10 protein-coding genes and 1 tRNA gene are annotated in these 12,216 nt (G+C 60.2%); 8 read left to right on the plus strand and 3 right to left on the minus strand.

The window, feature by feature from the left end:
• Positions 1 to 49: 49 nt before the first annotated feature.
• The 8 genes from ACOYXG_RS20430 (at position 50) to ACOYXG_RS20465 (ending at position 9,918) form a co-directional block, all read left to right on the plus strand.
• Positions 50 to 412 carry a DUF5064 family protein gene (locus tag ACOYXG_RS20430; RefSeq protein WP_123588678.1) on the plus strand — a complete coding sequence of 121 codons (363 nt, stop codon included), beginning with the start codon at positions 50 to 52 and terminating at the stop codon, positions 410 to 412.
• 266 nt (positions 413 to 678) lie between these two features.
• Entirely contained in the window at positions 679 to 2,187 is a 1,509-nt protein-coding gene (locus ACOYXG_RS20435; RefSeq protein ID WP_027612544.1) for a sigma-54-dependent transcriptional regulator, read from the plus strand.
• A gap of 438 nt (positions 2,188 to 2,625) precedes the next feature.
• The gene (gene gcvH / locus ACOYXG_RS20440; protein ID WP_027612543.1) at positions 2,626 to 3,009 is read left to right on the plus strand and encodes a glycine cleavage system protein GcvH; all 384 of its coding nucleotides are present in this window, start codon (positions 2,626 to 2,628) and stop codon (positions 3,007 to 3,009) included.
• 11 nt (positions 3,010 to 3,020) lie between these two features.
• A complete protein-coding gene (gcvP, locus tag ACOYXG_RS20445; RefSeq protein ID WP_460353659.1) occupies positions 3,021 to 5,873 on the plus strand; it encodes an aminomethyl-transferring glycine dehydrogenase in 2,853 nt (950 codons plus the stop codon).
• Between the two features lie 207 nt (positions 5,874 to 6,080).
• Positions 6,081 to 7,457, plus strand: coding sequence for an L-serine ammonia-lyase (locus ACOYXG_RS20450; RefSeq protein WP_460353662.1), 1,377 nt, complete (start codon positions 6,081 to 6,083; stop codon positions 7,455 to 7,457).
• Between the two features lie 134 nt (positions 7,458 to 7,591).
• Positions 7,592 to 8,716, plus strand: coding sequence for a glycine cleavage system aminomethyltransferase GcvT (gene gcvT / locus ACOYXG_RS20455; protein ID WP_096795084.1), 1,125 nt, complete (start codon positions 7,592 to 7,594; stop codon positions 8,714 to 8,716).
• A 403-nt stretch (positions 8,717 to 9,119) separates the two neighbouring features.
• Positions 9,120 to 9,332, plus strand: coding sequence for a cold-shock protein (locus ACOYXG_RS20460; RefSeq protein WP_007934683.1), 213 nt, complete (start codon positions 9,120 to 9,122; stop codon positions 9,330 to 9,332).
• Positions 9,333 to 9,429: 97 nt separating this feature from the next.
• Positions 9,430 to 9,918: an RDD family protein gene (locus tag ACOYXG_RS20465; RefSeq protein WP_460353666.1), complete on the plus strand. Its 489-nt coding sequence runs from the start codon at positions 9,430 to 9,432 to the stop codon at positions 9,916 to 9,918.
• Between the two features lie 136 nt (positions 9,919 to 10,054).
• Here the strand turns inward: ACOYXG_RS20465 and nadA are convergent, their stop codons facing one another.
• From nadA to queC, 3 genes are all read right to left on the minus strand, one after another.
• Positions 10,055 to 11,113: a quinolinate synthase NadA gene (gene nadA, locus ACOYXG_RS20470; protein WP_097085947.1), complete on the minus strand. Its 1,059-nt coding sequence runs from the start codon at positions 11,111 to 11,113 to the stop codon at positions 10,055 to 10,057.
• Positions 11,114 to 11,384: 271 nt separating this feature from the next.
• Positions 11,385 to 11,460 (minus strand) — tRNA-Lys (locus tag ACOYXG_RS20475).
• Positions 11,461 to 11,522: 62 nt separating this feature from the next.
• The gene (gene queC, locus ACOYXG_RS20480) at positions 11,523 to 12,215 is read right to left on the minus strand and encodes a 7-cyano-7-deazaguanine synthase QueC (RefSeq protein ID WP_460353669.1); all 693 of its coding nucleotides are present in this window, start codon (positions 12,213 to 12,215) and stop codon (positions 11,523 to 11,525) included.
• Position 12,216: the final 1 nt, after the last annotated feature.

Raw genomic sequence — 12,216 nt, forward strand, 5'->3', positions numbered from 1 at the left:
GGCAGGCCCAGGGGGCTGCCCTTCTCCCATGCCTTGAAAGGAGAAACCCATGGCCCAGTTTGAACCCGGTCATTTGCATATTGAGCGGCACGCGCTGACTCCGGATGACGTCAGTTACAACGTGCACCTCGACTATGAAGTGTTCACCGATCCGCAGAAAGGCAAAGGCATACAGTTCACGATGCACGGCAACCTTCAGGGCAAGGACATGAAAGAGACCTTCTTCCTGCCCAAGGAAGAGGCTTACAACTTCGCCCGCGACGTGACCCGGATTGCCGAGAAATACGGGATTCCGAAGGCTCACAGCCAGATTGGTTCGGTGCACAAACATTACGATCTGATGTTTGAGGACATCCGGCAGAAGTTGAATATGCAATCCGGGGATCCGGTTAATCCCGAGCATTTCGAGTAACCCCAAAAGCCCCCTCACCCTAACCCTCTCCCGGAGGGAGAGGGGACTGACCGAGTTGCTCGCTCAAGGTACACCGACCTGAAATAGCGAGCCGAACTCAAGTTTTGAAAAGCCCCCAATCTGCTCCCTTTCCCCCTCGCCCCTCTGGGGAGAGGGCTGGGGTGAGGGGTAGATCTCCAGCACGACAACAATCTCAAGATTTCACCCCAGTCCCCCATCAAGGCATACTTGCCCCCCTCCGCATTCCAGAACACTGAACCGCCCCCATGCGTATCCACGTCAGCTTCATCGACCGCGTCGGCATCACCCAGGAAGTCCTGGCTATCCTCGGTGGGCGCAATCTCAATCTGGATGCGGTGGAGATGATTCCGCCCAACGTCTACATCGATGCACCGACCTTGAGCCCGCAAGTGCTCGAAGAGCTCAAAGATGCGTTGTTCCGGGTGCGCGGCGTGGAGGCCGTGGTGGTGGTCGACATCCTCCCCGGCCAGCGGCGGCACTTGCAGCTTGATGCACTGCTCGCGGCGATGACCGATCCGGTACTGGCCCTCGATAGCGCCGGCAAGGTGCTGCTGGCCAACCCGGCACTGATTGCGCTGTACGGGCGTGAACCGGCGGGGGAAAGTGTCTCGGAACTGTTCAACGATCCCGGTCTGCTGGAAACCCTGCTCGAACAAGGCTTCCGCCTGCCGCTGCGGGAGATCACCGTCAATGGCCAGACCCTGCTGCTCGACGCCACACCGATCACCGACGCCGGCGCCTTGCTCACGCTGTATCAACCGAACCGCATCGGTGAACAACTCTCGGCATTGCACCATGACCACGCCGAAGGCTTCGATGCGCTGCTCGGCGAATCCCCGGCGATCCGCACGCTGAAGGCCCGCGCGCAACGAGTCGCAGCCCTCGACGCACCGCTGCTGATTCAAGGCGAAACCGGCACCGGTAAAGAACTGGTGGCCCGCGCTTGCCACGCGATCAGTGCGCGGCACAGTGCGCCGTTTCTCGCGCTGAACTGCGCGGCGCTGCCGGAAAACCTCGCCGAGAGCGAACTGTTCGGCTACGCCCCCGGCGCCTTCACCGGCGCGCAACGTGGCGGCAAACCAGGGCTGATGGAACTGGCCAACCAGGGCACGGTATTTCTCGACGAGATCGGCGAGATGTCGCCGTACTTGCAAGCCAAACTGCTGCGCTTTTTGAACGACGGTAGCTTCCGTCGAGTGGGCGGCGATCGTGAAGTGAAGGTCAACGTGCGGATCCTCAGCGCGACCCACCGCGACCTGGAAAAAATGGTCAGCGAAGGCCTGTTCCGCGAAGACCTGTTCTACCGTCTCAACGTGCTCAACGTCGAAGTGCCGCCGCTGCGTGAGCGAGGTCAGGACATTCTGCTGCTGGCGCGCTATTTCATGCAGCAGGCGTGTGCGCAGATTCAGCGTCCAGTCTGTCGCCTTGCGCCCGGTACCTATCCGGCGCTGCTCGGTAATCGTTGGCCGGGTAACGTGCGCCAGTTGCAGAACGTGATCTTCCGCGCCGCGGCGATCTGCGAGAGCAGTCTGGTCGACATCGGCGACCTCGACATCGCCGGCACCTCGGTGGCGCGGCAGACCGACAGCGACGTCGATAGCCTCGAACAAGCCGTCGAATCCTTCGAAAAATCGCTGCTGGAAAAACTCTACGTCAGCTACCCCTCAACCCGCCAACTGGCCAGCCGCCTGCAGACCTCGCACACGGCAATCGCCCATCGCCTGCGCAAGTACGGCATCCCCAATAAACCGTAAGCCGCACGCGGTCAAAAATGTGGGAGCGGGCTTGCTCGCGAATGCGGTGGGCCATTCAACAGTGATGTCGACTGACCTGACGCTTTCGCGAGCAAGCCCGCTCCCACAGGGGTTCATGTGACGGATTCGAAATCCGTTCAAAACCGACCTCCATCTGTACTGAAAGCGCTACAGCGGAACGATATCGCTACACCCGCCTCCGATCACCGCTGTGCAAGGCTTTGATCCGCTTCAGCTTTTCTCCCCGCCCCAAGCTGTAGCGATTTCGCTACAGAAGCCCCACACCCATCACAACCAGAAACACATAACCATTTGATTTATATAGATAAATACAATCTGGCCGCGTTCTTGCTAAGTAACCGCTCATAAAATCAGGGCTTTCATGTCCAAGCCTTCCACCGCGTCCACCAGACGAGTCTGGCCCCCTTAGGAGTTTCCATGAGCGAGTTGCGTTTTACTGAAGATCACGAATGGCTGCGCACCGAAGCTGACGGCAGCGTTACTGTCGGCATCACCGCTTTCGCGCAGAACGCTTTGGGCGACGTGGTGTTCGTGCAACTGCCTGAGCTGCAGGCTTACGAAAAAGGCGCCGAAGCCGCCACCGTGGAATCGGTGAAAGCCGCCAGCGGCGTGTACATGCCGCTCGACGGTGAAGTTGTGGAAGTGAACCCGGCACTGGACGGCAGCCCGGAACTGGTCAACGAAGATCCGCTGGGCGAAGGCTGGTTCTTCCGTTTCCAGCCAAGCGACGCCGCCGCTGTCGGCAAACTGCTCGATCAAGACGCCTACGACCGTCTGATCAAAGCTCAAGCCGAAGCCTGAGGAGTAACGACATGACCCAAGTAAACCTCGGCACTGCCAACGAATTCATCGCCCGTCATATCGGCCCGCGCGCCGGTGACGAGCAAGCCATGCTCAACAGCCTCGGCTTCGACTCGCTCGAAGCGCTGAGCGCCAGCGTCATCCCGGAAAGCATCAAGGGCACCAGCGTGCTCGGCATGGACGACGGCCTCAGCGAGGCCGATGCACTGGCGATGATCAAATCCATCGCCGGCAAAAACCAACTGTTCAAGACCTACATCGGCCAGGGCTACTACAACTGCCACACGCCGTCACCGATCCTGCGCAACCTGTTGGAAAACCCGGCCTGGTACACCGCTTACACCCCGTACCAGCCGGAAATTTCCCAGGGCCGTCTCGAAGCGCTGCTGAACTTCCAGACCCTGATCAGCGACCTCACCGGCCTGCCGATCGCCAACGCCTCGCTGCTCGACGAAGCCACCGCCGCTGCCGAAGCCATGACCTTCTGCAAACGCCTGAGCAAAAACAAGGGCAGCCACCAGTTCTTCGCCTCGATCCACAGCCACCCGCAAACCCTCGACGTACTGCGCACCCGTGCCGAGCCGCTGGGCATCGACGTGGTGGTTGGCGATGAGCGTGAACTGAGCGACGTCACGCCGTTTTTCGGCGCGCTGCTGCAATACCCGGCGAGCAACGGTGATGTGTTCGACTACCACGAACTGACCGAGCGCTTCCACGCCGCCAACGCGCTGGTGGCCGTGGCTGCCGATCTGCTGGCCCTGACTTTGCTGACCGCCCCGGGCGAGTTCGGCGCCGACGTCGCCATCGGTTCCGCGCAACGCTTCGGCGTGCCGCTGGGCTTCGGTGGCCCGCACGCGGCTTACTTCTCCACCAAGGATGCGTTCAAGCGTGACATGCCGGGCCGTCTGGTCGGTGTTTCGGTTGACCGTTTCGGCAAGCCGGCCCTGCGTCTGGCGATGCAGACCCGCGAGCAACACATCCGCCGCGAGAAGGCCACCTCGAACATCTGCACCGCGCAAGTGCTGCTGGCCAACATCGCCAGCATGTACGCCGTGTATCACGGCCCGAAAGGCCTGACCCAGATCGCCAACCGCGTGCATCACCTGACCGCGATTCTGGCCAAGGGCCTGAGCGCACTGGGCGCTAAAGTCGAGCAGACAAGCTTCTTCGACACCCTGACCGTAGCCACCGGCGCACACACCGCCGCGCTGCACGACAAGGCGCATGCACAGCAGATCAACCTGCGTGTGATCGATGCCGAGCGTCTGGGCCTGTCGGTGGACGAAACCACCACTCAGACTGACATCGAAACCCTGTGGGGCCTGTTCGCCGATGGCAAGACCCTGCCGGACTTCGCTGCGCTGGCCGCTTCGGTGCAAAGCACCATCCCGGCGGCGCTGGTACGTCAGTCGCCGATCCTCAGCCACCCGGTGTTCAACCGTTATCACTCGGAAACCGAGCTGATGCGCTACCTGCGCAAACTGGCGGACAAGGACCTGGCACTGGATCGCACGATGATCCCGTTGGGCTCGTGCACCATGAAACTCAACGCCGCGAGCGAAATGATCCCGGTGACCTGGGCCGAATTCGGCGCCCTGCACCCGTTCGCTCCGGCTGCGCAGAGCGCCGGCTACCAGCAACTGACCGACGAACTGGAAGCGATGCTCTGCGCCGCCACCGGTTACGACGCGATCTCGCTGCAACCGAACGCCGGTTCGCAGGGTGAATACGCAGGTCTCTTGGCGATTCGCGCTTACCACCAGAGCCGTGGCGACGAGCGCCGCGACATCTGCCTGATCCCGTCGTCGGCCCACGGCACCAACCCGGCCACCGCCAACATGGCCGGCATGCGCGTGGTGGTGACCGCGTGCGATGCGCGCGGCAACGTCGATATCGAAGACCTGCGCGCCAAAGCCATCGAGCACCGCGAACACCTCGCGGCGCTGATGATCACCTACCCGTCGACCCACGGCGTGTTCGAAGAAGGCATCCGCGAAATCTGCGGAATCATTCATGACAACGGCGGCCAGGTGTACATCGACGGCGCCAACATGAACGCGATGGTCGGCCTCTGCGCACCGGGTAAATTCGGCGGCGACGTGTCGCACCTGAACCTGCACAAAACCTTCTGCATCCCACACGGCGGTGGCGGCCCGGGCGTCGGCCCGATCGGCGTCAAGTCGCACCTGACCCCGTTCCTGCCGGGTCACGGTCAGATGCAACGCAAGGAAGGTGCGGTCTGCGCAGCGCCGTTCGGCAGCGCGAGCATTCTGCCGATCACCTGGATGTACATTCGCATGATGGGTGGCGCCGGTCTGAAACGCGCTTCGCAACTGGCGATCCTCAATGCCAACTACATTTCCCGTCGCCTCGAAGAGCACTATCCAGTGTTGTACACCGGCAGCAACGGCTTGGTGGCGCACGAATGCATCCTCGACCTGCGTCCACTGAAAGACAGCAGCGGCATCAGCGTCGATGACGTCGCCAAGCGTCTGATCGACTTCGGTTTCCATGCCCCGACCATGTCGTTCCCGGTCGCCGGCACGCTGATGATCGAGCCGACCGAAAGCGAATCCAAGGAAGAACTGGACCGCTTCTGCGACGCCATGATCCGCATCCGCGAAGAAATCCGCGCGGTGGAAAACGGCACGCTGGACAAGGACGACAACCCGCTGAAGAACGCCCCGCACACTGCAGCGGAACTGGTCGGCGAGTGGACCCACCCGTACAGCCGCGAGCAGGCCGTTTATCCGGTAGCGTCGTTGATCGAAGGCAAATACTGGCCGCCGGTCGGTCGCGTCGACAACGTGTTCGGCGACCGCAACCTGGTCTGCGCCTGCCCGTCGATCGAAAGCTACGCTTAAACGGATGAGGGGCAGGTCACCTGCCCCGATTTTCAGCAACACCATAGATCCCCATGTGGGAGCGGGCTTGCTCGCGAATGCGGTGTATCAATCGCCATCAATGTTGCCTGACACACCGCATTCGCGAGCAAGCCCGCTCCCACAGGGGATTTGTGTCCAGCCTCGAGCTTGCGCCAATTCCTATAACAAGAAACCGGAGAACCACTCATGTCGTTAAGCGTGTTCGACCTGTTCAAGATTGGCATCGGCCCTTCCAGCTCCCACACCGTCGGCCCGATGCGTGCCGCTGCGCGCTTCGCCGAAGGCCTGCGCCGCGATGACCTGTTGTTGGCCACCAGCACCGTCAAAGTCGAGCTGTACGGCTCGCTCGGTGCTACCGGCAAGGGACACGGCAGCGACAAAGCGGTGCTGCTCGGCCTTGAAGGTGAACACCCGGACACCGTCGATACCGAAACCGTCGCCGCACGCCTGCAGGATATTCGCGGCAATGGCCGGCTGAATCTGCTCGGAGAACACAGCATTGCGTTCAATGAGAAAGAACACCTGGCGATGATCCGCAAACCGTTGGCCTATCACCCCAACGGCATGATCTTTCGCGCCTTCGATGCTGCCGGTATTCAGATTCGCAGCCGCGAGTACTACTCGGTCGGTGGCGGCTTTGTAGTCGATGAAGATGCGGCCGGTGCCGACCGCATCGTCGAAGACGCGACACCGCTGACCTTCCCGTTCAAAAGTGCCAAGGACTTGCTCGGCCATTGCGCCACCTACGGTCTGTCGATCAGCCAGGTGATGCTGACCAATGAAAGCGCCTGGCGCCCTGAAGCGGAAACCCGCGCCGGTCTGCTGAAAATCTGGCAAGTGATGCAGGACTGCGTCGCCGCTGGCTGTCGCAACGAAGGCATTCTGCCGGGCGGGCTGAAGGTCAAACGCCGGGCGGCGGCGCTGCATCGGCAATTGTGCAAGAACCCGGAATCGGCGTTGCGCGATCCGCTGTCGGTGCTCGACTGGGTCAACCTTTATGCACTGGCGGTCAACGAAGAAAACGCCAACGGTGGTCGTGTAGTCACCGCGCCGACCAACGGCGCGGCGGGCATCATCCCGGCGGTGCTGCATTACTACATGCGCTTTATCCCGGGTGCGAACGATGACGGCGTGGTGCGCTTTCTGCTGACCGCCGCCGCCATCGGCATTCTGTACAAGGAAAACGCCTCGATCTCCGGCGCCGAAGTCGGCTGTCAGGGCGAGGTCGGCGTGGCTTGCTCGATGGCCGCCGGCGCGTTGTGTGAAGTGCTCGGCGGCAGCGTGCAGCAAGTCGAGAACGCGGCGGAAATCGGCATGGAACACAACCTCGGCCTGACCTGCGACCCGATTGGCGGGCTGGTGCAGGTGCCGTGTATCGAGCGCAACGCCATGGGTTCGGTGAAAGCGATCAACGCGGTGCGCATGGCCATGCGCGGCGACGGGCAACACTTCGTCTCCCTCGACAAAGTCATCCGCACCATGCGCCAGACCGGCGCCGACATGAAAAGCAAATACAAAGAGACCGCCCGCGGCGGTCTGGCAGTCAACATCATCGAATGCTGATTTATGTCCTCGCCCTTTGGGAGAGGACCGCACTTAGCCCCCTCTCCCTCTGGGAGAGGGCTGGGTGAGGGGCTTTTGATCGTGATCTAAATCTAGCCCCATGCCCCCAAACTCAAACTTTCAAGGAGCCACGCATGTCCACCGAACAACTGTCGAAAACCCCGCTGCACGCTCTGCATATCGAACTCGGCGCCCGCATGGTGCCGTTCGCCGGCTACGACATGCCGGTGCAATACCCGCTGGGCGTGATGAAGGAACACCAACACACCCGTGAACAGGCCGGGCTGTTCGATGTCTCGCACATGGGCCAGATCCGCCTGACCGGCGCCAATGCCGCCAAGGCTCTGGAAACCCTGGTGCCGGTGGACATCATCGACCTGCCGGTGGGCATGCAGCGCTACGCAATGTTCACCAACGACAACGGCGGCATCCTCGATGATTTGATGGTCGCCAATCTGGGCAACGACGAGCTGTTCCTGGTGGTCAACGCCGCGTGCAAGGATCAGGATCTGGCGCATCTGCAAAAACACATTGGCGATCAGTGCACCATTACGGAGCTGTTCGAAGCGCGCGCGCTGCTGGCGTTGCAAGGCCCGGCTGCGGTCACCGTGCTGGCGCGTCTTGCGCCAGAGGTGGCGAAGATGACGTTCATGCAGTTCAATCGCGTGCAACTGCTGGGCGTGGATTGCTTCGTCAGCCGTTCGGGCTACACCGGTGAAGACGGTTTCGAAATCTCGGTGCCCGCCGCCGATGCAGAAAAACTCGCCCGCGCCCTGCTGGCCGAACCGGAAGTTCAGGCCATCGGCCTCGGCGCCCGCGACTCGCTGCGCCTGGAAGCCGGCCTGTGCCTGTACGGGCACGACATGAACACCGAGACCACGCCGATCGAAGCCAGCCTGTTGTGGGCAATCTCCAAGCCACGTCGTGCCGACGGCGCACGGGCCGGTGGTTTCCCGGGGGCAGAGACAGTTTTTGCTCAGCAGCAGAATGGCGTCGCGCGCAAACGCGTCGGTCTGCTGCCACAGGAACGTACGCCGGTGCGTGAAGGCGCAGAAATCGTCAACGACGCGGGCGAAATCATCGGCAGCGTGTGCAGCGGCGGCTTCGGTCCGACCTTGGGTGGCCCGTTGGCGATGGGTTACCTCGACAGCGCTTATGTCACCCTGGATACGCCAGTCTGGGCCATCGTTCGTGGGAAAAAGGTGCAAATGCTTGTAAGCAAAATGCCATTTGTTCCACAACGCTACTATCGTGGTTGATTGACTGTTTCTATAAGTAACGCGATTGCGTTATGCGTGCACTAATGTGTAACGCAATCGCCACAAAAAAGTGCATTTTCTAACATTTGATTCGATTATGAACTTTACTTATAACGTTCGAAAACTTTTGAACAAGCTAATCGTCTAAGCCGCACTAGCAGACTGACTAACTGCCAGCAGGGACAGTAAAACCGGGGCCTTCGCGGGGCTTGTTTTTTCTCCCGTAGTTGGCGTAGAGTTTGTCCACTGTGTTTGCATGGGTCAGCTTGGAATCGTGACCTGGGCAGTAGCCTACAAGTTAGCTACATCCCGCTCGACGTCTTCTTACTCTCCTGCAACCAGCCCCAGTACTCTTTCATGAGAAAGAGGCTGTCATCAATTTATGCGTCAAAGGAAATAAGAAATGTCCCAACGTCAGAGCGGTACCGTCAAGTGGTTTAACGACGAGAAAGGTTTTGGTTTTATCACTCCAGAAAGCGGTCCGGATCTGTTCGTGCATTTCCGCGCTATTCAGGGCAACGGCTTCAAGAGCCTGAAAGAAGGCCAGAAAGTGACCTTCGTTGCTGTGCAAGGCCAGAAAGGCATGCAGGCTGATGAAGTACAAGCAGAAGGTTAATCTTCTGTAACGAAAAAGCCCCTGATATTGATATCAGGGGCTTTTTTGTGCGCGCGAATCCGTAAAATGGCGCTTCATTTTGCGTCCAGAGGCTGCCATGTCGAAGAACCTGCTCACTCCCCAGGGCGACTTTCCTGCTGTTGGCCTCGGCCGGCGCCTGGCCGCGATGTTCTATGACTTCCTGTTGTGCACTGCCCTGCTGATCGTCACCGGATTCGTCTACAAGTTGATCCAGGCAGCGATCATCGGTGAAGAACGCCTGCGTGTGCTGACCGACGCCGGAAAAATGGATGGCGATCCGCTGTATTCCACAGTGTTGCTGTTGGTGCTGTTTGCGTTCTTCGCCAAGTTCTGGACCCACGGCGGGCAGACACTGGGCATGCAGGTATGGGGCATACGCGTACAGAACGTCGATGGCAGCGCGATCAGCCTGTGGCAGGCGCTGCTGCGCTTCATGGTGTCGATCGCTTCGTGGCTGTGCGCAGGGCTAGGGTTTCTCTGGTCGCTGTACGACAAGCAGAAGCGCACCTGGCACGACATCTATTCCGATACCCGCGTGGTGCGGATTCCGAAGAAGACCAAATAGTTTCCAGACACCGAATACCACTGTGGGAGCGAGCCTGCTCGCGAAAGCGTAGTATCAGCCGACATTTATGTTTGCTGATTCACCGCCTTCGCGAGCAGGCTCGCTCCCACAGGTTTTGCGCTGTTTCTGAAGGACCTCAGGCGTTACCCGCCAGCTTCATCCGCGCCGCCTGAGTGAAATCCAGCATGCGCTTCAACGGACGGATCGCCTGCGGAATCAGCGCCGGATCGACAAAGATCTCGTTCGTCCCTTCCTTCAGGCTCTTGAGCGTGCGCTCAAGGGTGTTCATGGCCATCCACGGGCAATGTGCGCAACTGCGGCACGCCGCGCCGTTACCGGCGGTTGGCGCCTCGATGAAGACCTTGTCCGGGCACAGCTGCTGCATCTTGTAGAAGATGCCACGGTCGGTGGCGACGATCAGCGTCTTGTTCGGCAGGCTTTGCGCGGCAGCGATCAACTGACTAGTGGAACCTACTGCATCCGCCAGTTCGATCACCGAGGTCGGCGACTCCGGATGCACCAGAATCGCGGCGTCCGGATACAGCGCCTTCATGTCTTCGAGCTGCTTGGACTTGAACTCTTCGTGGACGATGCAGGCACCGTCCCACAGCAGCATGTCAGCGCCGGTCTTGCGCTGGATGTAAGTGCCCAGGTGCTTGTCCGGCCCCCAGATGATGGTCTCGCCGTTGTCCATCAGGCTTTCGACGATCTCCAGTGCGCAGCTCGACGTTACCACCCAGTCAGCCCGGGCTTTGACCGCGGCCGAGGTGTTGGCGTACACCACCACCGTGCGCTCCGGGTGCTGATCGCAGAATGCCGAGAACTCGTCCACCGGGCAACCGAGGTCCAGCGAGCAGGTCGCGTCCAGGGTCGGCATCAGCACGCGTTTTTCCGGGTTGAGGATCTTCGCGGTCTCGCCCATGAACTTTACGCCGGCGACCACCACGGTCTTGGCCGGGTGAGCGTTGCCGAAGCGCGCCATTTCGAGGGAGTCGGACACACAGCCGCCGGTTTCTTCGGCCAGGGCCTGAATCACCGGATCGCAATAGAAGTGGGCAACCAGCACCGCGTCCTGAGCCTTGAGCTCGGCGGCGATGGCGGAACGGTAGTAGGCCTCTTCCTCGGCAGTCAGCTGTTTGGGCTGTTTGGCATCGAGGTGGGCTTGAACCAGAAGGCGTTCGGAAATCTGCGTCATGTTCGCAAGACCTGCAGGCGCTTTCGCGCGAAAGTCGAGTATACACCCGGCTCCGGACCACTTGAGGGTACCGCCGGGAAAGTGAGTATTATCAGGCACGGACAGCATTGAAGCTGCGCAAGGCTACAGAATATCCCGTTGATACAAAAGATGATTCTGACCTGTGTCAGCGCAGGCAACGATGAAAGGAGCGGTGCCTGAATCGCAGGCAAAAAAAAACCCGGAAATCCTCACTTTCGTGGGCCTTCCGGATTTTCTAAACCGCCAAATATGGTGGGTCGTGTGGGATTCGAACCTACGACCAATTGGTTAAAAGCCAACTGCTCTACCAACTGAGCTAACGACCCGCTGTGTGGTGGCGCGTATAATACTGATTTTTAAGGACTATTCAACACCTTTTTGAAAAAAATCAAAAATAAGGTGTTGGATCGCTTACACCGGCCGCTGCGAAGCCTTCTGCACGCAGGCGGCAGCTGTCGCATTTGCCGCACGCACGGCCTTCATCGTCCGCCTGATAGCAGGAAACTGTCAGGCCATAATTCACGCCCAGCTTCACGCCCGCCTGGACGATCTGCGCCTTGCTCAGGTTCTGCAGCGGTGCCTGGATGCGGAAACCGTTGCCTTCCACACCCGCCTTGGTCGCCAGGTTGGCCATGCGCTCGAACGACTCGATGAACTCCGGACGGCAATCCGGGTAACCGGAATAGTCCACCGCGTTGACACCGATAAAGATGTCACGCGCGCCGAGCACTTCAGCCCAGCCCAGTGCCAGCGACAGGAACACCGTGTTGCGCGCCGGTACGTAGGTCACCGGGATGCCTTCGCCCAACTCTAACGGGATGTCGATGCTGGTGTCGGTCAGCGCCGAGCCGCCCATGCCATTCAGGTTCAGGCCGATCACTTTGTGCTCGACCACACCCAGATCGCGAGCGACGCGCGCGGCGGCATGCAGCTCTGCATGGGAGCGCTGGCCGTAATCGAAACTCATGGTGTAACAGGCGAAACCTTCGGCTCGGGCCATCGCCACGACCGTGGCCGAATCCAGACCGCCCGACAGTAAAATGACTGCACGCTGTTCGGTGGTGTTCAGTTGTTCAGTCATC

The sequence above is a fragment of the Pseudomonas sp. G3-39 genome (genome assembly GCF_054790485.1).